24 protein-coding genes and 4 pseudogenes are annotated in these 23,372 nt (G+C 52.6%); 8 read left to right on the top strand and 20 right to left on the bottom strand.

The features are described 5' to 3' along the window. Positions 1–8: 8 nt before the first annotated feature. Positions 9–2,006: a penicillin-binding protein activator gene (locus tag MN084_RS01055; protein ID WP_241085204.1), complete on the bottom strand. Its 1,998-nt coding sequence runs from the start codon at positions 2,004–2,006 to the stop codon at positions 9–11. Positions 2,007–2,067: 61 nt separating this feature from the next. On the opposite strand from MN084_RS01055, the gene rsmI reads away from it, so the two are divergent. Beyond that, positions 2,068–2,907, top strand: coding sequence for a 16S rRNA (cytidine(1402)-2'-O)-methyltransferase (gene rsmI, locus MN084_RS01060; protein WP_445083931.1), 840 nt, complete (start codon positions 2,068–2,070; stop codon positions 2,905–2,907). Positions 2,908–2,984: 77 nt separating this feature from the next. Here rsmI and MN084_RS01065 read toward each other — a convergent pair whose 3' ends face one another. The 4 genes from MN084_RS01065 to MN084_RS01080 all read right to left on the bottom strand — a co-directional run bounded on the left by MN084_RS01065 (position 2,985) and on the right by MN084_RS01080 (position 4,989). After that, a complete protein-coding gene (locus MN084_RS01065; protein ID WP_330178510.1) occupies positions 2,985–3,242 on the bottom strand; it encodes an Hsp20/alpha crystallin family protein in 258 nt (85 codons plus the stop codon). Then, positions 3,178–3,375, bottom strand: coding sequence for an Hsp20/alpha crystallin family protein (locus MN084_RS01070; protein WP_277400076.1), 198 nt, complete (start codon positions 3,373–3,375; stop codon positions 3,178–3,180). Before MN084_RS01070 ends, MN084_RS01065 begins: the two co-directional genes overlap by 65 nt. Positions 3,376–4,243: 868 nt before the next feature. After that, entirely contained in the window at positions 4,244–4,600 is a 357-nt protein-coding gene (locus MN084_RS01075) for a transposase (RefSeq protein ID WP_241085202.1), read from the bottom strand. 86 nt (positions 4,601–4,686) lie between these two features. Next, complete coding sequence (locus tag MN084_RS01080) at positions 4,687–4,989, bottom strand: transposase (protein ID WP_330178265.1); 303 nt, start codon at positions 4,987–4,989, stop codon at positions 4,687–4,689. Between the two features lie 244 nt (positions 4,990–5,233). Between MN084_RS01080 and MN084_RS19045 the strand changes: the two are divergent. Next, positions 5,234–5,546: pseudogene (locus tag MN084_RS19045) on the top strand (hypothetical protein); the annotation flags it as partial. A 155-nt stretch (positions 5,547–5,701) separates the two neighbouring features. Here MN084_RS19045 and MN084_RS01085 read toward each other — a convergent pair. The 12 genes and pseudogenes from MN084_RS01085 to MN084_RS01140 form a co-directional block, all read right to left on the bottom strand. Then, positions 5,702–7,192, bottom strand: coding sequence for a M48 family metalloprotease (locus MN084_RS01085; protein ID WP_241085200.1), 1,491 nt, complete (start codon positions 7,190–7,192; stop codon positions 5,702–5,704). 31 nt (positions 7,193–7,223) lie between these two features. After that, positions 7,224–7,418: a VWA-like domain-containing protein gene (locus tag MN084_RS01090; protein ID WP_320416339.1), complete on the bottom strand. Its 195-nt coding sequence runs from the start codon at positions 7,416–7,418 to the stop codon at positions 7,224–7,226. Continuing rightward, positions 7,415–7,657: a VWA-like domain-containing protein gene (locus tag MN084_RS01095; protein WP_330178266.1), complete on the bottom strand. Its 243-nt coding sequence runs from the start codon at positions 7,655–7,657 to the stop codon at positions 7,415–7,417. The genes MN084_RS01090 and MN084_RS01095 overlap by 4 nt, the downstream gene beginning before the upstream one ends. Positions 7,658–7,784: 127 nt before the next feature. Next, positions 7,785–8,105 carry a DUF2201 family putative metallopeptidase gene (locus MN084_RS01100; RefSeq protein ID WP_241085199.1) on the bottom strand — a complete coding sequence of 107 codons (321 nt, stop codon included), beginning with the start codon at positions 8,103–8,105 and terminating at the stop codon, positions 7,785–7,787. Between the two features lie 52 nt (positions 8,106–8,157). Beyond that, positions 8,158–8,929 (bottom strand): annotated as a pseudogene (locus tag MN084_RS19050) (ATPase); the annotation flags it as partial. Positions 8,930–9,086: 157 nt separating this feature from the next. Next, positions 9,087–9,515, bottom strand: a complete 429-nt coding sequence (locus MN084_RS01110; protein ID WP_241085197.1) for a DUF6524 family protein — start codon at positions 9,513–9,515, stop codon at positions 9,087–9,089. Between the two features lie 67 nt (positions 9,516–9,582). Further along, entirely contained in the window at positions 9,583–11,373 is a 1,791-nt protein-coding gene (aspS, locus tag MN084_RS01115) for an aspartate--tRNA ligase (protein WP_241085196.1), read from the bottom strand. Between the two features lie 123 nt (positions 11,374–11,496). Then, positions 11,497–12,168 (bottom strand): DUF502 domain-containing protein, encoded by a 672-nt coding sequence (locus MN084_RS01120; protein ID WP_330178267.1) that lies wholly within the window; start codon positions 12,166–12,168, stop codon positions 11,497–11,499. After that, positions 12,150–12,419, bottom strand: coding sequence for an FmdB family zinc ribbon protein (locus MN084_RS01125; protein ID WP_241085194.1), 270 nt, complete (start codon positions 12,417–12,419; stop codon positions 12,150–12,152). Before MN084_RS01125 ends, MN084_RS01120 begins: the two co-directional genes overlap by 19 nt. Before the next feature lie 62 nt (positions 12,420–12,481). Further along, positions 12,482–12,703 (bottom strand): hypothetical protein, encoded by a 222-nt coding sequence (locus MN084_RS01130; RefSeq protein ID WP_330178268.1) that lies wholly within the window; start codon positions 12,701–12,703, stop codon positions 12,482–12,484. A gap of 165 nt (positions 12,704–12,868) precedes the next feature. Next, positions 12,869–13,072: a heavy-metal-associated domain-containing protein gene (locus MN084_RS01135; RefSeq protein ID WP_241085192.1), complete on the bottom strand. Its 204-nt coding sequence runs from the start codon at positions 13,070–13,072 to the stop codon at positions 12,869–12,871. 123 nt (positions 13,073–13,195) lie between these two features. Further along, complete coding sequence (locus tag MN084_RS01140) at positions 13,196–15,604, bottom strand: heavy metal translocating P-type ATPase (protein ID WP_241085191.1); 2,409 nt, start codon at positions 15,602–15,604, stop codon at positions 13,196–13,198. A gap of 309 nt (positions 15,605–15,913) precedes the next feature. Here MN084_RS01140 and MN084_RS01145 point away from each other — a divergent pair, with 309 nt between their 5' ends. Together MN084_RS01145 and MN084_RS01150 are read left to right on the top strand one after the other, a co-directional pair. Further along, the gene (locus tag MN084_RS01145) at positions 15,914–16,468 is read left to right on the top strand and encodes a hypothetical protein (protein WP_241085190.1); all 555 of its coding nucleotides are present in this window, start codon (positions 15,914–15,916) and stop codon (positions 16,466–16,468) included. A 179-nt stretch (positions 16,469–16,647) separates the two neighbouring features. Further along, positions 16,648–17,256 (top strand): annotated as a pseudogene (locus MN084_RS01150) (IS1595 family transposase). Positions 17,257–17,405: 149 nt separating this feature from the next. Here the strand turns inward: MN084_RS01150 and MN084_RS01155 are convergent. The 3 genes and pseudogenes from MN084_RS01155 to MN084_RS01165 all read right to left on the bottom strand — a co-directional run bounded on the left by MN084_RS01155 (position 17,406) and on the right by MN084_RS01165 (position 19,838). Beyond that, positions 17,406–18,754: pseudogene (locus MN084_RS01155) on the bottom strand (PhoH family protein). Positions 18,755–18,812: 58 nt separating this feature from the next. Next, the gene (locus MN084_RS01160; RefSeq protein WP_241085189.1) at positions 18,813–19,295 is read right to left on the bottom strand and encodes a peroxiredoxin; all 483 of its coding nucleotides are present in this window, start codon (positions 19,293–19,295) and stop codon (positions 18,813–18,815) included. Positions 19,296–19,301: 6 nt separating this feature from the next. Next, positions 19,302–19,838 (bottom strand): glycine cleavage system protein R, encoded by a 537-nt coding sequence (locus MN084_RS01165; RefSeq protein WP_241085188.1) that lies wholly within the window; start codon positions 19,836–19,838, stop codon positions 19,302–19,304. A 191-nt stretch (positions 19,839–20,029) separates the two neighbouring features. On the opposite strand from MN084_RS01165, the gene dapA reads away from it, so the two are divergent. From dapA to MN084_RS01185, 4 genes are read left to right on the top strand one after another with little or no spacing between them, the layout of a single operon-like run. Continuing rightward, positions 20,030–20,911 carry a 4-hydroxy-tetrahydrodipicolinate synthase gene (gene dapA, locus MN084_RS01170; RefSeq protein ID WP_241085187.1) on the top strand — a complete coding sequence of 294 codons (882 nt, stop codon included), beginning with the start codon at positions 20,030–20,032 and terminating at the stop codon, positions 20,909–20,911. Between the two features lie 37 nt (positions 20,912–20,948). Then, positions 20,949–22,109, top strand: a complete 1,161-nt coding sequence (gene bamC / locus MN084_RS01175; RefSeq protein ID WP_241085186.1) for an outer membrane protein assembly factor BamC — start codon at positions 20,949–20,951, stop codon at positions 22,107–22,109. Positions 22,110–22,130: 21 nt separating this feature from the next. Next, entirely contained in the window at positions 22,131–22,892 is a 762-nt protein-coding gene (locus MN084_RS01180) for an MBL fold metallo-hydrolase (protein WP_330178269.1), read from the top strand. A gap of 3 nt (positions 22,893–22,895) precedes the next feature. Beyond that, positions 22,896–23,303: a hypothetical protein gene (locus tag MN084_RS01185; protein WP_241085184.1), complete on the top strand. Its 408-nt coding sequence runs from the start codon at positions 22,896–22,898 to the stop codon at positions 23,301–23,303. Positions 23,304–23,372 lie beyond the last annotated feature (69 nt).

Consider the following 23,372-nt stretch of genomic DNA (forward strand, 5'->3'; position numbering starts at 1 on the left):
GCGATTCTCTACAATGCTCTTTCTTCTGCCGGGCTGGTTGGCTTTTCGCTTTTGCTATCAGCTTCGTCTTCCTGTGGTTCTACTGCTTCAGTCTCGGCAGAAGGCATTGGTGTTTCACCAATGTCCAGATCCAGCCGTGGGGCGTAGCCGATAATTCGCGGTGTGCCCTTATGCATCTCTGCCCATACCAGCTGGCGGTGAATCTGGTTGATTTCGTCCAGATAGAGGTTGCCGGTTTTTCCGTCCAGGGTCTCCCTGGATGTTGTCTGCAGCCGGGCCAGATGCGGCAGTAAGCTGAAGCTGTCTATACCCATGGCATAGAGGCGGGGGTAGCGGCTTTGGCTTTCAGAGAGTGATTCTGCCAGATTTTCACGTGCAAGCGGTTCATTTCCTCCAGCAACCAGTAACCAAGGGATATCGGGAAATTTGATTCCCTCAAGATCCTGATCATCACCCGGTGCCGGTTTTCCCGAGTAGATGTGGGAAGTGCCATAGACAGGCAGTCCCGATGCATGGTGGAACTGGAGCTGAGGCCTTATTTGTCGCGCCTTTTGTGATTTGGCGACGAGGAAGATGAAATCAGCATCTTTCCGGAGGCGCGGCTCGAACTCCAGCTTTTTACCTAATAGTTGCTGCAAACCGCGTTTGCGGGCGTAACTTTCATCAATATTGAGCAGAGCCCGGATGGGCTTGGAGAAGTCATTCTCTTTGGCATTATACTTTTGATGTTCTGCGAGTAGCCCGCCAAGGCGCTCCCAACGGTCCCGGAAGGCCTCAAAAACGCGCTCACCCCAGCTCCCTCGGGGGGTGAGAACCACCGCTTGGGTGTGTCCATCGAGCCAGGCCCGTTCTGCCACCTGCCGGGCTTCATCTTCCGGGGAGAGGCCAAACTGGTAGAGATCCGCGGGAGGCGTCACCATCGGCGGAATCTGGTTCAATGCCAGTACCGGAACCTCGAGCTCCCCGGCGCGGGCCATCTGTGCAACACCCTCCTTGTTAAGCGGGCCGATCACCATCTCCGCACCGGCATCCACGGCCTGCTGATAGAGCGGCCAGGTGTCGGCACTGTTGCTGCTGTCATAAAAGGCCAGATACGGGCGGTTTTCGGCAGGCTGCTGGTAGTAGGCGGCCATGAAGCCTTCTCGTAGCGCCCGGGCGGCATTGGCGTAAGGGCCGCTCATTGGGAGCAGTATCGCCAGATGATTCGGTCGCCGATAGAGGGCTTTCAGTTTTTGGAAATAACCATCCAGCAGATCCGGCATGGCCGGGTGACTAGGGAATTTTTCGCGCCAGGCTTCGATCAGCTGCTGAATCTGGCGAGTGTCTCCGGCAGTGCCTTTGATAACACGGGCCAGCTCCATCCACCCACCCTGAATACCCGGGGGCGATGGCTGGAGCAGATCAAGAGCCGTATCTGTCAGGGCGGCCAGGGTCTGGAGAATGGCCATCTGATTCTCCAGGCGGGGCTCCAGCTCCTGAATCAACCGGTCTAGTTCGCTCAATTCACGGGCGCTCTCCAGCAGATTCCCCGACAGGCGGAAACCTTCGGCCCGGTCTTGGTGGTAGCGTTGGAGAAGTGCTACGGCGATTTCCGGTTGTGGCGCCTCCATCAGCAGCAAAAGTGCTTCATCCGGGCGGTTTCTCGCCAGGGCCATTTCGGCCACCAGCAGGCTTTTCTGAAAGTCGAGTTGGGGTAGTGCCGCAGTGTTGATTCGGGCCAGTAGTACTGTAGCTGCCTCGTTCTCTTCTGCCTGGAACAGATTTTCTGCGGCGCGTAACAGCAGAACTTGTCTGGCAGGTGGCTGGTTTTGTCTGGCAAGCTGCTCAAACAGTGCCGCTGCGCCAGCGTAATCCCCCACTGCCTTGAGGGCTTCGGCCTGCTGCATCAGCGAGTCGGCTTCAGACGGCACCTTCTCTCCCTCCGTGACCAGCGTCGAAGGGACACAGCCCGTCAGAAGCAGTAGCAGCAGAAGAAAAGAGAGGAAAATAGTTCGATTTGGTTGCATGGTGGCATTCAGGCAGGCACGATTGGGTGAATAAGTATCTTTTTTGAGGTGGGCCGTGTCAATCGAAAATGGTGTGCTTTATGTCGTTGCAACTCCAATTGGTAACCGTGGGGACATCACAGAGAGGGCTAAAGAGGTACTGAATGCGGTATCGTTGATCGCGGCCGAAGATACCCGGCATAGTCGGCCTCTGCTGAAAAGTCTGGGAATCTCCACCCGGTTAGTGGCCATGCATGAACATAACGAGCGCGAAATGCTGGAAAAGCTGACCCGGATGCTGCAACAAGGGGATACCCTGGCCTTGATCTCTGATGCGGGAACGCCTCTTATCAGTGACCCGGGTTTCCCTCTGGTAAGAACCTGTCATCAACTGGGCATCCGGGTTTCCCCCCTGCCAGGGCCAAGCGCTGCCATTGCCGCGCTCTCGGCAGCCGGGTTACCGACGGATCGTTTCCGTTTTGAAGGATTCTCTGCAAGAACATCCTCTGCCCGGAAAGGCGTATTTGAAACGCTGAAGGATGAGCCCTTAACGCTGATTTTTTATGAATCCAGTCATCGGATTCAGGCGTCGCTGGCTGACATGGCGGCACTGTTTGGAGAGGGTCGCCAATGTGTGCTTGCCAGGGAGTTGACCAAGCTGCACGAGACGATTATCCAGTGTACTTTGGGTGAGCTCTGTAGGCTGCTGGAAAACGACCCTGATCAGCGCAAGGGAGAATTTGTCATCCTGATTGCCGGCGCTACCCAGGATGACGAATTGCTGAGTCCTGAAGCGCTGCGGATACTCAAACTGCTGGTTGATGAGTTGCCGGTAAAAAAAGCCGCCGCCCTTACTGCCCGTATTACCGGGGAGAAGAAAAACCGCCTTTACCAGCAGGCATTGATTTTGCGCGGTGAGTGATGCTACCACTCCCACTTCTTACCTAGGGGGCCTCTGATTAATTCATGAATTGATCAGAGGCTCCTTAGTAACATCGCTCACCAGATTGCCTGCGGATCGATCATCCTTTTGTTGGTTTGATCCCAATTCTTGTGTGATCTCAAGGCCTCTGTCTTGAGGAGCACAATTTCAAGCATACCACCCTTACCGGTTGCTGGTATTTTTTTCGGGTCGATATTGTTAGGCAGACTGAAGCGCCGGTAGAAAGAGCCGTATGAACGTTCAACTCGTTTATAGTTTTTCTTCTCCTCTAATGGTCTCATCGCGATGCTCACTCTTGGTGGTGAGCATGCCATTTTCCATGAAAAGTTCGATTTTCTCGGGTTCCACGCCGGGAATATCGGCATGAATTACATATCTTTTCTCCTCCCTTTTGATATCGATTTGCCGGAATTCAATCACCACCGACGATATTGGCGGTGTCATCATGGATTGTCGGAAAGAATGGAAATCTGCTGTTCTTATTTTGCCATTGCTGCATGAGATGCCATGGGTTTCTGATAATAAGCGCTATTTTACGCTTCCTTGATCTCTTGTACTCCAACTATAAGTATGGCTCTAACCCAGGGAGAAACAAGTGGACTTAGCGTGTTTTCAGGTCGCTGATGGCCTATTGAAGCAGATGCTCCGGTTGGTATAAAGGATGCCATGTTCTGGTCGGCATCAGTCTGTAATTGAGTCAGGGGTGACAACAGACGACACCTCAATGCTAGAGTAAATGTTCACGAGGGGGCATGGTGTATTAATTATCCATATGCTGCCAGGAATCAAATTCTTGATTTATTTTGCTTCATGATGCACAAATGGCATGGCATTAAGTGTTCGGATGAAATAATCAGTTATGGAAGGCTTTGGTGTGCCTTTTATATGGAGACAGCCCTCCCTGGAGCGAAAAGGGTGACGATGTTTTTCCCTTTACCTCCGGACGGTTGCACCGGGCCGTTTGCCTCGTTTTTCTCGCCTTGCTTTATTATTACATCTGCTGCCTGCTCCCAAAAAAGCAGTACAATGGTCGCTGTCGAAACTGGAGAAAAGATCGAATTCTCTCTGGAATTAAAGCGGTTCTGCCTCTCGATTCAGGCGGCTATCCAAGGCACTGGGTATGTTGATGCCGTTGGCCGAAAACGGCGGCCCGGAATCCCAGTATCTGCAGGGTAAGATGAGCTCGAAAGGGTTGGGTCTCCGCAGGATTACGCCGCCATCTTTCGCTGGTACATGAAGCCTACCAGACAGGATCATCACCAAGCCAAAATATGCTGTTGTTTCTTTCTATGCCTATGGGCTTGGAGTGGCGAGGCTATGCCCAGGCTTCAATTATGGCCGGAGTGTGTCTATCAGAACACGTGCTCAATTTGCGGCCCCAAACTCTTGATCGTTTTCGGTTTGCCTCTTGCTTCCGTTCATTCAAGGGGCGTTTGTGTGTCGACTTGCGGTGAATGTGACTGCGGTAATGCGCACCCGGTAAAGCGGCTTTCCGTTTTACACTGCGGTAAGCAGAATCGGCCCAGACACTGCCATTACTGTTGCTCTCATCCAGCCGTTCCTCGAAGACCTGACTATCGTGAACTTCTGCTGATGTGATAGCGTACTTGCGAATGACCTTGTGCTTCCGGTCTATGCGGATGTTTTTTGTATCTATAGTGAATTTTATCATGCTTCATGGTCCAGTGGGCTTCAACATCCTTCTGACGGTGCTTGTTATCACTCCATGCCTCAAGGCTGCCCCCGGCTTTGATCTGCCTATTTTCCTCTCGCGTATTTACGTTGCCTGGGTGCTGGAACGATAGCGGCATCTACAATCTGTCCCTTGCGAGCACTGAAGCCTGCTGCATCAATCTGGATCAACAGCTCTGAAAAAAGTTTATCAACAAGGCCCCGTTCTTTCAGGCGCTCACAATATACCCAAACTGTTTTAGCATCGGGTACTTTACCCTCCGGGCTCAGCTCAAGAAAACGATAAAAGCTATAGCAATTCTGTATTTGGAACTCTGTTTGATCATCGGATAGATTGAATAAATGCTGTAGGACCAACACCTTGAACATCAGTACCGTACCGCAAGGTAGACGCCTACCTTTACTGGGACCACTGTTTTTATAAACTGAGCCCAGCAATACCCGAAAAACCTCCTAGTCTACGGTCCTTTCCAGCTTTGGCAGCGGGTCTCCCAGTTGATCAAGGAGTTCAAGTCGGTCTTGATGATCAAAAAACTCGGTTGTATGGCTTTTATCAATAATTGCTTGAGTTGGTTACTATTATCGCTGATTTGGGAAGGTTTTTAGAGGTTCCCTTAAGCTTTCTTGGGGTATGAAGGGAGCGTGGTAGCAGACCCTACATCGCTGGATTCATTTAACGGTGATGGGGTATGGCCTAGTGCAGTTGCTGGGATTGTTGAACGGCAATCGTGTTCAGCAGTTGTGCCGTCATTCACCCTGGCGGCGGGACAATCCAATAACAGCAAGGCAAATTCGTAAGGGGGCTTGTAACCATTTTTCGCCATGTAACTATAAGGGAGTGGTGGGACTGTAAATGCAAAAAGTTCGAGCCGCTAAATTGGCTAGGAAGTGAATATGCAGCGAGGTATGAGTTTAGCTACTTGTAATAAGCGGCAGAATGATCATCGAGGGTTCGAGCTCGAGCGGCTGTGTCGCTCTAAACTCTAGTCATACATCACTCCATCAGTAATTTGGTTGGTTCGATCATAGAAGATAACGGAAGATCGCAACACAGGGTAGAAGGGATAACCCTCAATAAGCGTTATCTTTGGTGCTCCTTTAAATCTGCCTGTTCCTGGCGGATCTGTTTTAATCGGGCTGTCAGTCGGGCGCTGGTGTAATAGTCCATAGAGCGGTCCCGCAGGGCGATCTCAAGCTGCTGTATAGCTGATTTGTGAGCGCCTGAGAGGTAGTGAAATTCTGCCAGGTAATGGTGGCCACTGGTTTTATCTCCACTGTCACCGGCTGCCTGGGCGAGGAGTTTGTAGAGTGTGGCGTTGTCGCTGCGGCCAACCAGCTGTTGTTCCAGTAGTGTCCGGGCTTTCTGGGACTTTCCCTGCTCCAGTAGCGCCCGGGCGTAATAGATCGACAGCATATAACTGCCCGGATGAATTTCCAGCCCCTCTCTCAGGGTTTGTAGTCTTGCTTCAGGATGATTCGATCCTTTCTCTATTAGCGAGAGGGCTACGATATAATCGACCTGTTCAGGGCGTTTGTCGCGGAGCCGTTTGATCTGCTCTCTGGCCGCAGCGAATTCGCGGCCGGAGATGAGTGCCAGAACATAGCCATATCTTTGGCCATCCTCATTTCGAAACCGCCCCTCTTCGAGACTTTTGCGGTAAAAACGGATCGCCTCTTTTGGCTGTTCGAATTCAGCTGCCCGCAGTTGCGCACGGAGCAGGTGATACTCCAGACTACCGGCGCGTTGCCGGTAAGGGTAGGCATCGGCGCGACCGTGGGTATCGGCAATACGGTTGCTGGTGACCGGATGAGCTCTGAGGAATTCAGGCAACTTACCACTGTCGTATAGTCGTGACGCCTGGCCCATGCGCCAGAAGAAGGTTGGCATTGCCCTGGAATTAAAACCGGCTGCAGCGAGGGTTTTGATGCCGATATGATCGGCTTCCTCCTCGTTGGATCGGGTGAAGTTGATCTGATGTTGCAGCATGCCTGCCTGTATACCTTTGGCTGCCATTACCGCAGCATCCGGATTCTTCGATGCGGCGCCGATAACCAGCGCTGCAATGGTTAGTCCTGCTGCGGGCAGCGTCATGCGCTTGGTGGCATCAAATCTCCGTACTAGGTGCTGTTGCGTAATGTGAGCCATTTCATGGGCCAGCACGGAGGCAAGTTCATTCTCTGACTGGGTGGTTGTTATCAGCCCTGTATAGACACCTATGTGACCTCCGGGGCCGGCAAAGGCGTTGACTATCGGGTCATTAATGATGAAGAACTGAAAGTTATATCCGACGGTCTCGCTGTTTTCGGCCAGGCGATCGCCCAGTGACTGGATATAAGCGGTCATCAATGGATCTGAGACCACATCCATGGAGTTTCTGATACTGCGCATAAACGCCTGTCCAAGGCGCCTCTCTTCTGCGGGTGTCAGTATATTACCGGAGGGGGCGCCAATTTCAGGGAGTGGGATATCATCGGCAAGGCTTACCGGTATCAGGCTGTTCAGCAGGAATGCCAGGGAGACGAGCAGTGTCGCTCTTCTGGATGTAGGTGCTGCTGTATGGTGCTTGAACATGCTCTGAGAGACCGGCCTGACAGGATAAAGTTCAGTTGAGTTGGATGCGTTGTCCCCATGGGACCTTTTGTTTTCCCTTAATCAGCCATACCACATAAAAATTTGGCGGATAATCCGGAAACTTGCCTTCAGCATCTGTGAAATATATCAGGGTTTCAGGTTGTAAGCCCTGCTTCTCTATACATTCAAAGACCGGCGCAAAGCGGGCGCCACCTCCGCCCTTCAAGGCACGGGCAGTTCGAAGGTTTCCCAGGGCTCAAATACCCAGGGACCATCCTCTGCCAGAGCCGTATCGCAGGCCAGAAGCGTGATCCTTGTACGTAACTGCCCTTTGATGGCATTGATCTCTGAGAGAAACCGGGCAAAATCCTCTTCGCCGATAGAGCCGCTGATATTCAGCGCGACCACCAAGTCGATCTGATGGCTGCGCAGTATGTACTTTCCCGAGCATCGCGGGGGGCGCATATAACTGTAATCATCCTGGAGAGATAATGGGCAAGCAGCATGCGCCAGGGCAGATGGGGTTGCAGCAGGTGATCGATTATCCTGGTTAATGAACCGCCCAGTTTTCCCGCCTGCATTGCAGCCCCCGCTATGCGCTATTGCCACTGGATGCTGAGCGTCTCCTGCTCATGGGTGTCAAGGGTAGTGGTGCCGACCGTCCTCCCGTGTTTTCATCTGTTTCGAGCTGGCTACTGTCGCCTTCAGATGGCTTTTCATGTGCCAGCATGAACTCGGTTTCATTGAGGTTCAAGGCATCCACGTACTCCGGATTGTAGTAGAACTTTCGGGCATCTGTCGGTGTGGTGATGCACCATTCAGGATCGGCTAGCTCCATCGGCAGACGCATTACCAGGGCGCCCAGAAACGGTTTGTCCAGGATCAGTTTGGTTTCAATGCTGCTGGAGCTCAAGATCTATCGTCTGTAGTACGCATGCAAAATATTTCCCGGATCATAAAACGCTCTACTCGAACAGCATTACATTCGATATAGCCTGGGCCCATTGGGCAAATTGGGGTGCCTCGAAAAGGGTGTTTCCTATGGCCCGGTGCATATCCGAAACCAGCATTACTCCCATTTCGTGTTGTGGAAAACGGTTGGCATAGATCAGAATGTTGTCGATGATTTTTGTCCGTTCTGGAGTGTCCTAGGAGCGGATGGCTCTTCCCACCAGGGCGGCAGCAATCGTATACTGGAGATCAATCTCGCTGGGTGCCGGTATCTCTTCACCTGCAATAATGGCATCCAGGTCGGGCATCTGATCGATACTGTTGATGAAGGCGTGGAGTTCTATGCCTGCCGCCGGGCTTACGCAGGCCTGGAGCGTTTCCTGAAGCAGGTCAGGGTGTTCAATGAACTTGTTCAGATCACTGTGGGCAAACTCCCAGGGGCGTGGTGATGGGAACGCCACCGGATTGTGGGCTGGATCGGAGTCGAACAGCAACTCAGGCCGAGAAACCGCAGGAAGGCGATGATCCGCTCATCAGATTTGATCACGGTAGGCCCAGTCGTCCAGGCTGGGTATCCACCTCGAAATGGGAGAAGCGATTGGCCAGGGGCACCGGCATGGTGTAGGTAACACTCTGTCTCCCTGGCGGTTGCCTGCGGCAGAAATCGCCCTGCCGTCCGGGTATCCGATACTTTCCCAGATGGTGGTCGAGAACCAGCTGATAGGCTGCCGCGGAGACGGAGGGGGGGGTTGCCGAGGTGATCTCATCCAGGAACAGAATTACTTTAAGGTGATGGCCTTCTCTTGGGCTTTATGTTTGCAAGGCTTTGATGTTGAAGTGAAGACTTTACTTTGCGGACCATTTTATCATAAATAGCTTATTAGTTCATGTTTATCATGATGGTTATAAATAATTCAGGGGCGACTATATCAAATAAGTTCAATCATCCCCTTACGTCCATATCCACCTGACCGGAGATTTTCCGCCGGACATGTGACCAAGAGACGCCTGCGCTCAACACGCCCACCAGGACTAACTCAACGATATAACTCATAATCCGCAGATTACTGGCATCCAGACCACTCACGTCGACCAACAGCCAGATCAGTAGCCCAAAGAAACCAACAGCCAGGATAATACTCACAAGACCCAGGGAACGGAGTGTCGCCCGAATCAATATAGTCCAGCCAATCAATAGCACCAAGCCCAAAAAGGGTTTCAGAATATTGAAACTGGCAAAGTCAGCCAACAACTTCTCAATTGCCCAGTGATAGTAAGAGTAACTCTCGGGGTTATAAGTGGTGAAAATAACCACCACTGCCAGCAGCAGTCTGAACAGAAAACTGCCACCGCTAAAATATCTTGATGCCATCTTGCCACTCCTGTTGAGGTTAGTGCTACACCTGCAACCGGCTTATATCACACAACCTGCAGCCACTTTAGCCTTTCTTCTCTACCACCTGAGGTTTACGTACCCGGATAGACAGATCACGGAGCTGGGCCGCACTCACTTCGGAAGGTGCCGAAGTTAGCATACAGGCTGCAGTCTGCGTCTTCGGGAATGCCATCACTTCGCGGATGGAGTTGGCGCCAACCAGCAGCATCACCAGACGATCCAGGCCGAAAGCGAGACCTCCATGCGGCGGGCAGCCGTAGTTCAGAGCTTCAAGCAGGAAGCCAAACTTCTCCTTAGCCTCCTCTTCATCTATACCCAACAGGCGGAACACTTTCTGCTGAACTTCGCTACGATGAATACGGATGGAACCCCCACCAACTTCAGTGCCATTGATCACCATATCGTAAGCCCGTGAGGTACAGGTACCTGGATCACTGTCGAGCAGCCCCAGTTGTTCCTCTTTCGGAGCGGTGAATGGGTGATGCAGCGCATTCCACCGGTCGGCCTGGTCGTCCCACTCGAACATGGGGAAATCCACCACCCAGAGAGGGTGCCAGCCGTCCGCCATCAAGCCGCTATCCTCACCCAGTTTCACCCGGAGGGCGCCAAGTGCCTCATTGACGATCTTCGCCTTGTCCGCACCGAAGAAGATCAGGTCTCCATCTTCAGCTCCGGTGCGCTTCATGATTTCATCTACCGCCTCGTCGGGCAGGAACTTGAGGATCGGGGATTGGAGTCCCTCACGCCCTTTAGCCAACGCATTGACCTTAATGTAGGCCAGGCCTCTGGCGCCATAGATACCGACAAATTTGGTATAGCCGTCGATTTTCTTGCGGGTCAACTCGCACCCTTCCGGCAATCGCAGTGCAGCTACACGACCATCAGGGTCCTTTGCCGGCCCGGAGAAAACCTTGAAATCGACATCCTGCATCAGGTCGGCAACATCAACCAGCTCCAGGGGACAGCGCATATCAGGCCGATCTGAACCAAAGCGGCGAACCGCCTCTTCAAAGGTCATGCGCGGGAAGGGATTGGGAAGCTCATCGCCCAGTACCTTCTTCACCGTCTGGCGGATCATCTCCTCCATCATCTCCATGATGCTGTCTTCATCGATAAACGAAGCCTCGACATCGAGCTGGGTAAATTCCGGCTGGCGGTCGGCGCGCAGATCTTCATCACGGAAACAGCGCACCACCTGATAGTAGCGATCCATGCCTGACATCATCAGCAACTGCTTGAACAGTTGTGGAGACTGAGGCAGCGCAAAGAAGTGGCCGGGATGGGTGCGTGAAGGCACTAGGTAATCACGTGCGCCCTCGGGCGTCGCCTTGGTTAGCATCGGCGTCTCTATATCGAGAAAACCGTTGCCATCCAGGTAGCGCCGCAATTCGCCGGTAACCTCAGCCCGCAGGCGGATATGCTCCAGCATCTCAGGACGGCGCAGATCAATATATCGGTAGCGCAACCGCACCTCTTCAGAAACCTTCTCGTGCTCATCTAGTTGAAACGGCGGTGTACCCGCGCTATTCAGCACCTCCAGGCTGAGACCCAGTATCTCGATCTCACCCGTTAGCATATCCGCATTCACCGTCCCTTCAGGACGGACGCGCACCCGGCCCTTCACCCACAGGACGTATTCATTACGCACCTGCTCGGCTGCAGAGAAAACTTCCGGCAAGTCAGGATCATAAACCACCTGCACCAGACCTTCGCGATCACGCAGGTCAATAAAGATCACACCGCCGTGGTCACGCCGACGATGGACCCAGCCGCAAATCTCCACCTCCTGATCGATATGGGAGGCATTCAGATGTCCGCAATAGTGGGTACGCATTAAACTGGTTCCGCTGGCAAGAGATTGTCCGTGAATAGGGGCCGCAACTAAGGCTTTTTATTCCTGGGCCAGCCTCCAACTGAAAGATGTGGCCGAGGATACGGCCAGTGAAAAGCGGGAATGTTACGGTTTAGGCTCTTCTGACGCAAGCTCTGAGATGGTTTTTTGAACATCCGGTACCACAGCACCCATGGACATGAGCATTTTCAGACCGTCATCCACGCTCATATCCAACTCCACCACATCTTCCCGGGGCACCATGACAAAATAACCGCCGGTGGGATTTGGCGTGGTGGGCACATAGATATTGATCACATTCTTGCCCGTTTTCTCCTGGGCCTCGCCCCTATCGATTCCGGTCAGGAAGGCGATGGTCCAGAGTCCACGGCGTGGAAACTCCACCAGCAGCACTTTACGGAAAGATTGGCCCGCACCGGAGAACATGGTCTCCGCCAACTGCTTGGCTCCGGAGTAGACAGATCGAACCAGGGGAATGCGTGCCAGAAGACGCTCCCAGAGGCCAACTAGGGTGCGGCCAAAGAGATTAGTTACCAGAGCACCGGTAACAAGTAAGATCAGCACCGACAGCACCACCCCAAGGCCGGGGATGGCAAAACCAACTAGGCTTTCAGGCCGGTAGGCCTCGGGAATCAGCAGCAGACTACCATCCATCCAGCTAACCAGCAGGCGGACAACTAGCAGAGTGACACCTAGCGGCACCCAGACCAGCAACCCCGCAATCAGACAACGCCGCAGGAAACTCATAGAGCCGCAGATCAATCGCAACCGGAGCATCCGCCGGTACTGCAGGTAGGTGCTGGCTTCGACTTCCCCCCCCCGGTTTCATGCAGATTCTTTTTGCTGCCGCTCTTGAAATCTGTCTCATACCACCCCTTCCCTTTCAAGCGAAAGCCAGCGGCGGAGATTAGTTTTTTCAATGCGTTTTCGCCACATTCGATGCACTTTTTGAGTGGTGCATCACTCATTTTTTGTATCGCCTCCAGTTCGTGACTGCAGGACTCACAACGATACTCATATATCGGCATAATCAGTTCCAGGCAATGTAAAATTCTGGGGATTCTAACATAGATGAGAGCTTCCGTAGCAATCACTCCAGGCCGACAAGACACACCTCAACACTTGGCTTACGAGTCTCCTTCCTGCGAATCTCGTCCAAAAGTCTGACCGGTCGGGCATGTTCATCCTCGGGCAGGCCAAACTGAATAAACAGTTCAACGCGTTTAAGCAACTTCTCCAGCAACTGATCGCGCTGATGGAGATAGAGCAGGCTATCGGCCAGATGGTGGGAATCAGGTAGATTCAATTCCACAATGCGCCACTTAGGTGACTAAAAAGACATGACAAATGTGCCTTCGATTTCGTGATGAGTTTTGGGACATCCCTATCCCCAAAACGCCCCGGTCTTCGACAGCCTGTTATTGCCCTGGCCGACAGCGGATGTAGGAAGATAGGGGCAGTTGCCGGGACGCTGCCATCAGGTAATACCTGCAAAAGTGAAACCGGCATCATCCACCGCCTGCGCAATCATCCCATCATCATCCACACCATCCACCGTCACTAGACCACTCTCCAGCACAACGCTGACCGTGGCACTAGGTGCTGCAGACTTGATCGCCTGCTCTACCGAGCTGACGCAACCGCCACAACTCATACCTTCAACTTTATATATCTTAGACACAATCACATATCCTTTTATTAGCACAAAAGCATATCCTCCAGCGCCCGAATAACCCCATGCAAATGCTGACTGGAGGGTATGGTCATGCCCTCCAGTCCCCGGACTTATAAAAACTGACACGCTTTAACTTCTGCTACTGCGCCAGCGACGCAGCAGCAGTGAATTGGACACCACACTCACCGACGACATCGCCATAGCGGCACCGGCAACCACCGGATTAAGCGCGCCCGATGCGGCCAGCGGAATTGCAATCAAATTGTAGATCAGGGCCCAGAACAGATTCTGCTTGATCTTATTGTAGGTTGCATAAGAGATTGAGAGTGCATCGGCTATCAGCAAGGGATCACCCCGCATCAGCGTGATGCCCGCAGTATGCATCGCCACATCGGTACCTGTCCCCATGGCTATGCCGATGTCCGCCACAGCCAGAGCCGGGGCATCATTGATACCGTCACCCACCATCGCCACAACGCCACCCGCCTGCTTCAACTTCTCTATTTCAGACGCCTTATCTTCCGGCAGCACCTCTGATATGACCTGGTCAATACCCACTGCATCGGCCACCATCTGGGAAGCATAGCGATTGTCTCCGGTCAGCATCACCGTCAGCAATCCCCGCCTCTGCAGCTCGGCAACCGCTTCGGCTGCACCCTCCTTGACCGGATCGCTCACAGCAATAAACCCCAACAGCTTCTCGGCTGCTGAATTATCCGTCACCCACATCAGCGTGCGCCCTTCGGCCTCCAAACCATCCGCTTCCGGTCCCAGTGATCCAAGCCCGATATTGTGTTCTTGCATCAGACGCCGGTTTCCAACCAGCAGGACTCTTCCGTCCACTTGGGCGGAGAGGCCCCGGCCAGGAAGGCTGGTGAACTCAGTCACCGGTAATAGTGACAAACCACCAAGCTGGCTCCGGTCAAGAACCGACCTGGCGAGAGGATGCTCACTTCCCTGCTGGGCGGACGCCGTCAGCTGAAGCAGACGGGCATCATTACCATCAACGGCAACAACCCGCTCCACACTAGGGTGCCCCTGTGTCAGAGTGCCGGTTTTATCGAATACCACGCTATTACTGTGATGGGCACGCTCAAGCGCTTCTGCGTCTTTAATCAGGACACCATGGCGGGCAGCCACACCGGTACCCACCATCAAAGCGGTAGGGGTGGCCAGTCCCAGAGCACACGGGCAGGCAATCACCAACACAGAGACAGCCGCGAGAAATGCCGTTTGCAGATCGTTTCCAATCAGCCACCACCCCAGAAAAGTGAACAGAGAGATAACCGCGACCACGGGTACAAATACAGCCGAAATCTGATCCACCATCTTCTGCACCGGTGCTTTACTGGCCTGGGCATTTTCCACCAGACGAATGATCCTCGATAGCGTCGACTCCACGCCTACGGTTGTGGCTTTAATCCGCAGCATGCCCTCACCATTGACTGAAGCACCGGTAACGGTATCGCCCACTCCTCTGGAGACCGGAAGTGATTCCCCGGTAATCAGTGACTCATCCAACTGACTTTCACCTTCCACAATCACTCCGTCAACCGGCACTCTCTCACCAGGACGGACGATCACTATTTCATCCTGCGCCACACTCTCAGCAGGGATCTCAATCAAAACGCCATCGCGCTCAACCTGTGCCAGTTCCGGCCGCAAATCCATCAGCGCCCGGATTGCCGAGGCGGCGCCGCGTTTGGCTCGACCTTCCATCCACTTGCCGAACAGCACCAGAGTGATCACCATGGCGGCCGCTTCAAAATAGAGGTGCCCGCCGGCGCCACCGGCCAGGGTTACCCAGGTGCTCAGCCCCCAGGCGGCGCTGGTACCCATCACCACCAGCACATCCATATTACCGGTACCACCGCGCAACGATTTAAAGGCGCCCTCATAAAACCGACCGCCGAGCCAGAACTGCACCGGGGTTGCCAGAGCAAACTGCCACCAGGCAGGCAGGGTGGCATCGATACCAAACAGCATCAGCAGCATCGGCATGGCCAGAGGCAGGGTCAGTACTATGGCAATAACAAGCTGGATAACCTCTCGTCTGGCACGCTGTTGTGCTTTCGCCTCCAGCACCGCCTGCTGTTCCGCAGCTGTTGCTGCGGGCTCGGCAACGAATCCGGCTTTGGCTACTGAATCGATCAGCAACTCCAGTGAGACGACACCGGAAGGCGCTGTCACTGTCGCCTTCCCTGTTGCTAGGTTGACCACGGCACGTTCAACACCCGGCAGACGTGACAGCACCTTCTCCAGGCGGCCGGAACAGGTGGCACAGGTCATACCGCTGATCAGCAGATCAACCGTTTCAGATGGCACGGAAAAACCCGCTTTACTAATTGCCGTCACTACCTCGCCAGCAGAGATGGCTCCCCTATCAAAATCGACAGTGGCATTGTTAGCTGCAAGGTTGACCCGGGCATCCTTCACTCCTGACTGCTTGTTGAGCACGCGTTCCAGGCGTGTGGAGCAGGCCGCGCAAGTCATCCCTTCTATCGGCATTTTGAGGCTTGAAAGTGTAATTTCACTCATGCAGTAATGTCCGTCAGACTGGTCAGTCTTTGACCGCAATTAGGTGGGGACGGTTCAATAAATATCAATTAGGCCAAACAGAAACAGAGCTGGATACAGCAAGATTGAATTAGTTACTAACTTTATCGCTGGTTTGGGAAGGTTTTTAGAGTAAGTTGGACTTTATCCATGGCTCTATTCATAATTACCCACTTTAACAATAACAGCTCTATTCGATCAGGTATTGTCCTAGTAAAATTCTATGTTATTGTAACCCAGTGATGCAAATGAGGAACCTGCCACCCGGCAGATATCCAGGAGTAGCCCCTTATGGCACTGCGTTTAAAGAGCCAATGGCATAAAGAAGAGGCCGTCCGTTCGCTGGAGGAGATTGGCGGAGCCATCGCCTTCAATGCTTGGCGTATCGCCATGGACAGAGCTATCATCCTCCATGGGGAAAAGTTTATTTATGAGAGTGACCAGCAACGGCTTGCTGTCATTTCTGAGTACCTGATCTTCCAGGCCCAGGCTGTCGAGCGCATGACCCATGAACAGCTCGAACTGGAAGAGCGCAGAACTTTGATCACCAGCCTAGTCCTGAAAATGGCTGACCACCTGGAAAATAATAGTGAAGATCTGCTGGGTCCAGGAGATTACAAATCGCCTTTCATTGAACGCTTCAACCAGCGATCTGAAAAGTATTCGGAACTGGGCTTCACCAGTGACGGACCCAGCTACTCTTTCTTGCGCCATCTTGGCTTTGAGATTCAACAGATAATGGGGGCCAGCCAGGATAACCGATGGGTGATAGACCAAGTGATGGACAAGGATGGTCCGGAGCTTTACAAACAGTTTGAACGGGTGGTCAGAAGTCTATTTATGTAACAATGGGGCACATAAAAAATTACCTTATCAAGTAAATGGTCAAAACCGAGTGGCACTTTGTTGGTGTCTAATAGTCCAATCCCTATCTGTATTTGAGGCTGTCGATAAATAAATAATTTTTAGGATGGCAAAGCATGAGAAAGAGCAGATTAAGTTAGGTACAACCTAAAGGTTGATTAATCGAGCTATTTGTAGCGAGTACAACAGTATGAACAGCTGCCTCTTTGGTTGGCGTCAGTAAAACAACGGCGGGATATTACTTTCATCGACTCAGACAGGTTATCCATGACCACAGTGGGCATTTGGAATTGCTGGACGGAGAATATAGAAGCAGATGAAAGTTATTTTGGTGGTAGGCGCAAAGGGAAAGGAGGTCGAGGTGCGGTCGGTAAAGTTTTGGCTTGCTAGCGCAACGGTAAGGTATTTACCGTTATTATCTCCGATGCTGAAGGTCAACATTAATGCCGATCATTAGGCAACAGGTGAAGCCTGACAGTGTTGTTTGTTTATGCCGACACATGGAGAAGCTTTAATGCATTAGATGTCTCAGAATTTAAGCACTTATCGAATAAATCACAGTAAGTTAGTTCGCAAAATCAAGCATAACCATATTAACGGGATAGAGAATTCTTGGAACCAGGCAAAGCGACATATGCGTCAGTTTAACGGCACACCAAAAGACCATTGTCATCTCTTTTTGAAGGTGTTGTGAATGGCAATTTAACAGCAGTGATCCAAAAAGTCAGTTGAAACAACTGAGTCAATGGCTTAAAGACAAATTTAGCTGATTAAACTAGTGACAGCTCCCGGATGACTGTCCAAAATTGGCCGAGAATATAAGATCTATAAGGTCAGATTCTCCGCCTGATACTTCAGAGGCTCCTAAGTTCTTAAAGCTCTCTGCAGGGTGAGTATTATCGAGTCGATAGCACGCCTGCTAAAGTGCCTCAGAGGCAAAATCTGCAAGCCTGGAACGCTCCCCTCGAAGCAGGGTGATATGCCCGCTGTGTTCCCAGTTCTTGAAGTGATCCACGGCGTAGGTCAGGCCGGAGGTGGTCTCTGTCAGGTAGGGGGGTGTCGATCTGTGCGACGTTACCGAGACAGACGATTTTGGTGCCCTGGCCCCGCGCGGGTGATCAGGGTCTTCATCTGTTTTGGCGTGGGGTTCTGCGCCTCATCCAGGATGATATATTTGTTCAGGAAGGTGCGTCCCCGCATGAAAGTTGAGCGAGTGGATACGGATTCTTGAGCGCAACAGGTCATCGGTTGCCGCGCGCCCCCATTTGCCTCCTTCGGTCTGAGTGAGTACCTCCAGGTTATCCATCAGTGCGCCCATCCAGGGTGTCATCTTCTCCTCCTCGGTGCCGGGCAGGAAGCCGATATCTTCGCCTACCGGCAGGTGACGCGGGTCATGATGATTTCGCGATAGATATTCTGGTCCAGGGTCTGGGCCAGTCAGGCAGCCAGCGTCAGCAGCGTTTTGCCGGTTCCTGCGGAACCCAGCAGGGAGACGAAATCGATATCCGGATTCATCAGCATGCTAAGGGCGAAATTCTGCTCACGGTTCCGCGCGGATATGCCCCAGACGGAGTGCTTCTGCTGGCGGTAGTTTTCGGTTAATTCGATAATTGCCGCATCATCCTCGCGGCTTTGCACCGTGGCCTCAAATCCATTTTCACCCTCCATGAACAGGCATTGATTGGGATACCAGTTTTCCACGTCGGCCCCTTTGACCCGGTAGAAGGTGCGTCCCTCCTCCTGCCATGAGTCAATCTCCTTGCTGTGATTGTCCCAGAAATCTTTTGGCAGCTCCTGCTCTCCGCTGTAGAGCAGGGTGACATCGTCCAGTACCTTGTCGTTGTAGTAGTCCTCTGCCCGGATGCCCAGCACGGCGGCTTTAATACGCAGGTTGATATCTTTTGATACCAGCGTGACGTTGCATTCCGGGTTATCTTTTTGCAGCGCCAGTGCGGTCGCCAGAATGTCATTGTCAGGGGTATGTCCGGGCAAGGAGTCAGGCAACAGGTTCTCCAGCAGCCGGGTCTGGAAAAACAGTCTGCCATGTTCCCCTGTGTTGCCGTTGCTTGGCGCCGGCAGTGGCAGGCCGGAGTCAATCTGCTCCTTGCTGGCTCCCGACATCAATTCATCCAGAAAGCGTGAGGTCTGGCGCATATTGCGGGCGACTTCCGACATGCCTTTCTTGGTCTTGTCCAACTCCTCCAGGACGACCATGGGGAGGAAAATATCGTGTTCCTGGAAGCGAAAAATAGAGGTGGGGTCGTGCATCAGTACGTTGGTATCAAGGATTAAAGAGGCACTTGCTCCCGTTATTTTCGTTCATCGGTTATTTTTCTGCCTTATTCAACGCTTTGACGGCTTCCAGTACTTCATCCACATGTCCTTTTACTTTCACCTTTCTCCACTCTTGGCGCAATATGCCTTCCCGGTCGATAAGAAAGGTGCTTCGTTCTATGCCCCGTACTCTTTTGCCATACATATTTTTCATTTTGATGACATCGAAGGCATTGCAGAGAATTTCGTCCGGATCAGCGATCAGGTCAAACGGGAATGACTGCTTGCTCTTGAAATTTTCCTGGGCTTTTATCTTATCCCGGGATGCGCCAAGAATAACGCAGGACTGGCGACGGAATTTGGCAATGGCTTCGCTGAAATCACGCCCTTCCAGTGTACAGCCGGGGGTACTCGCCTTCGGATAGAAGTAGAGCACCAGAGGTTTGCTCAGATAATCGGACAAATTTACCTGCTTATCCCCGGTAATCTGCAATTCGATATCGGGTATTTTTTTATCGATGGTTGGTTGAGTCATGTTAGTTCACGATTTCACGGGTTCAAGAATGGCATCCAGATTCATGCTGTCACAGAATTCCATGAACTCATCACGCAGTGTCGCGATATGGACATCAGAGGGGATGCCCACGGTCATGTGGACGGCAAACATGGGGGTTCCTGTATGGGCTGCTGCATAGCTGCTGGTCATCAGGTCTTCTATGTTGATTTTGCGCTGGGAAAAGAAGCTTGCCAGACGATGGACAATGCCTGGGTTATCAAGCGAGACTACCTCGACGCCATAAGGCAGGAGCCTGCCACTCGGTGCACGCTCTTCCGTGCGTTTGGCGGTAATGGTCAGCCCCAGTTTCTCTCCCAGGCCGGTGATGGCATCTTCCAGTTTTGTCAGGGTGTTCCAACTGCCTTCAATCAGCAGCAGGATGGCGAACTCCCCACCGAGAACAGTCATTCGACTGTCGGCGATATTGCAATCATAATCCAGAATGATTTTTGAAAGCTCGTCAACAATTCCCGGGCGGTCCTTACCAAGGGCGGAAATAACCAGATAGTTCTTGACAGACATCGATTCTCGGGGCTCCTTATCAATTATATTGATCGCTGTTGAAGAGTGTAGCCTCCTGATGACCCCCTTGTCTCCCCTTATGGACGGGTAAACGGATGCATAAAGTTATTGATAAGTTGCTGAATCTCTTGTCAGCCTCTTGGGTAGCGATTTAGAATGGGCGATTAAAGCCTGTAATTGGGAGTTTATGCATGTTTCAAGGCAGCTTTGTAGCGCTGGTTACACCCATGAGAGAAGATGGCAGTGTCGATGACGAGAGTCTGAAGGCGCTGGTTGGCTGGCATGTCGAGCAGGGGACCGATGGTATTGTGGCCATGGGAACCACGGGAGAGTCCGCCACCCTCGATGAAAAAGAGCACTGTAAGGCAATAGAGCAGATAATTGACTATACTGCCGGCCGTGTTCCCGTCATTGCCGGTACCGGTGCCAACTCCACTACCGAGGCTGTACGGCTCACTCGCTGTGCCGAGCAGGCGGGTGCCGATGCCTGCCTGCTGGTAACTCCCTACTACAATAAACCTACCCAGGAAGGGCTGTACCTGCATTTTAAAGCGGTGGCTGAGGCGGTGGACATTCCTCAGATGCTCTACAATGTGCCGGGCCGCACTGCCTGCGATATGTTGCCGGAGACGGTGGGTCGGCTCTCTGGAATAGCCAATATTATCGGTATCAAGGAGGCTACCGGGCTGTTGGATCGGGTCTCGCAGTTGCGCGAACTCTGCGGCGATGAATTTGATATCTTCAGTGGGGATGATGCGACATCAAGGGAGTTTGTGCTGGCAGGAGGGCAGGGAACTATCTCGGTCACGGCCAATATCGCGCCCGCCGAAGTGCATCAGATGATAGCGGCAGCTCTTGACGGCGACACCGGGCGCGCAGAGATGATTGATAAAGCAATTCAGCCACTGCACACCAATCTATTTCTCGAAGCCAATCCGATTCCAGTCAAGTGGGCACTCCATGAGATGGGGCGTATACCCACCGGTATTCGTCTGCCCCTGACCTGGTTCGCCGATGAATACAGGGATACTCTGCGGCAAGCCATGATACAGGCCAGTGTGCTACAGAACTGAATTGAAAACTCACACTAAAAACAGGTTAACTGCTTAAATGTCATCTAAATTTTTCAAACTGCTTGTCTCATCCGTTGCCGTTGGTCTGATTGCCGGCTGTGGTGCCCTGTCCAGTGTTGACGATGTCCTGCCTGACCGGAAAGTGGAGTACAAAAAGGCCAAGCAGTCGGGTAATAATCTTGAGATCCCGCCTGATCTAACGAAAAGTTCTATCAACGATGAACTGGTGATACCTGACTCGATCAATGTCGGCTCTGCGACACTTTCCAGTGTCATGGAACGAGAGCGCGTCCAGGGGCGGGTGGCAACCCGTGCCGGCGTGTTGCCAGAAATTAAGGATATTGAGGTCAAGCGGGATGGCGATCAGCGTTGGCTGGTGATTCGCGGAAGTTCGGACGATGTCTGGTACAAGACCGTGGGATTTTGGCAGGAGAACGGAATTTTGCTGGAACAGCAGGATCCCAGCGTGGGTATTATCGTAACCGATTGGCTGGAGAACAAAGCGGATATCAAAAGTGACTTTATTACCGATAAAATCCGCAGTGTTTTCGATGGCGCCTACTCGGCATCCACCCGCGACCAATACCGTGTCCGCATCGAGCCGGGCGAGGCTTCAGGTACAACGGAGCTCTATCTGACCCACCGGGGGATGCAGGAGGAGATTATCCAGGAAGGTGGTGGTGGTGTTGAGCGGACAGTCTGGAATCCCCGGGAGACAGACCATGGTCTTGAGGCGGAGATGCTGCGCATGCTAATGGTCTACATGGGTGTGGCAGACCAGAAGGCGAGCCGCTCCCTGGCGGCGAATGGTGCTTCTCAGAAGTTCCGGTCGACATTGAATCGCGGTCGCGATCAGGTTTCTCTGGTGATTGATGAAGAGCGTCCACGTGCCTGGCGACTGACCGGTGTGGCTCTGGACCGGGTCGGCTTTTCCGTTGAGGACCGTGACCGCCAGAAGGGCATCTACTATGTCCGCTACAACGATCCTATGAAAGATGTGGAAGAGCTGGGATTACTCTCCAAGCTGGCTTTCTGGCGTGACAGTGGCAGAAATATCGATAAAGAGAATCAATATCAGGTCTCTTTGACGCAACAAGGCAATACCACCCAGGTGGTTGTTTTAAACGAGAACGGTGAGAGAGATAACAGTGAGACAGCAATGCGCATTCTGACACTGTTGAATGAGCAGATTAAATAGCGGTACCGGACGAGATCTGCAATGCGTTTTGCCTCGTTGGGCAGTGGAAGCCGGGGTAATGCCACCCTGGTAGAGGGCGGAGGCACCCGGCTGCTGCTGGATAATGGCTTTGCCGCCAGGGAAGTGACGCGGCGGCTGGAGTTACTGGATGTTGCGGCGGATACGCTGGATGGGATTCTGGTTACCCATGAACACCAGGATCATATCCGCGGTGTGGGCGCTCTGGCCCGCCGTTATCAGATACCCGTCTGGATAACCCACGGAACCCATCGGCTGGACCGATGCGGGCAGCTTCCCGATCTTCGGCTTATTCATAGCCATCAGGATGCCTTCACTGTAGGCGGTCTTACTGTGCAGCCTTACCCTGTACCCCATGATGCAAGAGAGCCGATACAATTCGTTTTCCAGGATAAAACGTCAAAGCTTGGAATTCTGACCGATGCCGGCAGGGTGACACCCCATATATTGGAGATGCTGGTCGGTTGCGATGCCTTGCTTCTGGAGTGTAACCATGATCTTGAGATGCTGGCTCAAGGCCCCTATCCGTTATCACTGCAGAGACGTGTCGGTGGTGAACTGGGGCACTTAAGCAATCTGCAGGCAGCCGAGCTGTTGGCGCAACTGGATCATGGCCGGCTGCAGCATCTGCTGATTGCCCATTTGAGTGAAAAAAACAACCGGTTTCAGTGTGTGCTTGACACCCTGATGTCAAAAGTGCCTGAGTTGGAAGAGCGACTGAGATTTACTAGCCAAGGCCAGGTTACGGGCTGGTTCGAGATCTGAATAATGGCGATTAAATCGATTCTGTTTCCTGAACAATCGCGTTCTTTTCCAGGTCAGCGCTGGACCAATATTCTCCTGCGGACACTCCATCTCATTGGATTGGCAGGGGTGGGAGGCGTTTTTTTCTATCCGGTAGCGGATAACAGCTGGATGCCCTATTTCTATCTTGCGATGGCATCCGGTATCGGGTTAATGGCAATCTCTATCTGGTCCAACGGCGTCTGGCTGGTGCAGCTGAGAGGGCAGTCGATACTTCTTAAAGTGTTCCTGCTTACACTCATACCGCCGTTTCCAGAGGCCAAGATTCCCCTTTTTCTGGCGGTTATTATTATCTCCGGGCTGATAGCTCACGCGCCGGGCAATATCCGTTACTACTCTCTTTATCATCGTCGTCGCATAGAAATGCTCTAAGGCTATTTTTCTACCCAGATTTCTAGATTTGTTATCCTGGCCTGTGCCTGGGTGAATAAGAGTTTTTCA

The sequence above is a fragment of the Candidatus Vondammii sp. HM_W22 genome, assembly GCF_022530855.2.
Classification (GTDB): domain Bacteria; phylum Pseudomonadota; class Gammaproteobacteria; order Chromatiales; family Chromatiaceae; genus Vondammii.

Bases quoted from the DNA above. Each gene is read 5' to 3' on its own strand.
- MN084_RS01055 (WP_241085204.1), bottom strand. From the start codon at position 2,006: ATGCAACCAAATCGAACTATTTTCCTCTCTTTTCTTCTGCTGCTACTG.
- MN084_RS01065 (WP_330178510.1), bottom strand. From the start codon at position 3,242: ATGGCATGCTCACCACCAAGAGTGAGCATCGCGATGAGACCATTAGAG.
- MN084_RS01070 (WP_277400076.1), bottom strand. From the start codon at position 3,375: ATGATGACACCGCCAATATCGTCGGTGGTGATTGAATTCCGGCAAATC.
- MN084_RS01075 (WP_241085202.1), bottom strand. From the start codon at position 4,600: ATGATAAAATTCACTATAGATACAAAAAACATCCGCATAGACCGGAAG.
- MN084_RS01080 (WP_330178265.1), bottom strand. From the start codon at position 4,989: ATGTTCAAGGTGTTGGTCCTACAGCATTTATTCAATCTATCCGATGAT.
- MN084_RS01085 (WP_241085200.1), bottom strand. From the start codon at position 7,192: ATGTTCAAGCACCATACAGCAGCACCTACATCCAGAAGAGCGACACTG.
- MN084_RS01095 (WP_330178266.1), bottom strand. From the start codon at position 7,657: ATGCGCCCCCCGCGATGCTCGGGAAAGTACATACTGCGCAGCCATCAG.
- MN084_RS01110 (WP_241085197.1), bottom strand. From the start codon at position 9,515: ATGGCATCAAGATATTTTAGCGGTGGCAGTTTTCTGTTCAGACTGCTG.
- aspS (WP_241085196.1), bottom strand. From the start codon at position 11,373: ATGCGTACCCACTATTGCGGACATCTGAATGCCTCCCATATCGATCAG.
- MN084_RS01120 (WP_330178267.1), bottom strand. From the start codon at position 12,168: ATGCTCCGGTTGCGATTGATCTGCGGCTCTATGAGTTTCCTGCGGCGT.
- MN084_RS01125 (WP_241085194.1), bottom strand. From the start codon at position 12,419: ATGCCGATATATGAGTATCGTTGTGAGTCCTGCAGTCACGAACTGGAG.
- MN084_RS01140 (WP_241085191.1), bottom strand. From the start codon at position 15,604: ATGAGTGAAATTACACTTTCAAGCCTCAAAATGCCGATAGAAGGGATG.
- MN084_RS01145 (WP_241085190.1), top strand. From the start codon at position 15,914: ATGGCACTGCGTTTAAAGAGCCAATGGCATAAAGAAGAGGCCGTCCGT.
- MN084_RS01160 (WP_241085189.1), bottom strand. From the start codon at position 19,295: ATGACTCAACCAACCATCGATAAAAAAATACCCGATATCGAATTGCAG.
- MN084_RS01165 (WP_241085188.1), bottom strand. From the start codon at position 19,838: ATGTCTGTCAAGAACTATCTGGTTATTTCCGCCCTTGGTAAGGACCGC.
- dapA (WP_241085187.1), top strand. From the start codon at position 20,030: ATGTTTCAAGGCAGCTTTGTAGCGCTGGTTACACCCATGAGAGAAGAT.
- bamC (WP_241085186.1), top strand. From the start codon at position 20,949: ATGTCATCTAAATTTTTCAAACTGCTTGTCTCATCCGTTGCCGTTGGT.
- MN084_RS01180 (WP_330178269.1), top strand. From the start codon at position 22,131: ATGCGTTTTGCCTCGTTGGGCAGTGGAAGCCGGGGTAATGCCACCCTG.
- MN084_RS01185 (WP_241085184.1), top strand. From the start codon at position 22,896: ATGGCGATTAAATCGATTCTGTTTCCTGAACAATCGCGTTCTTTTCCA.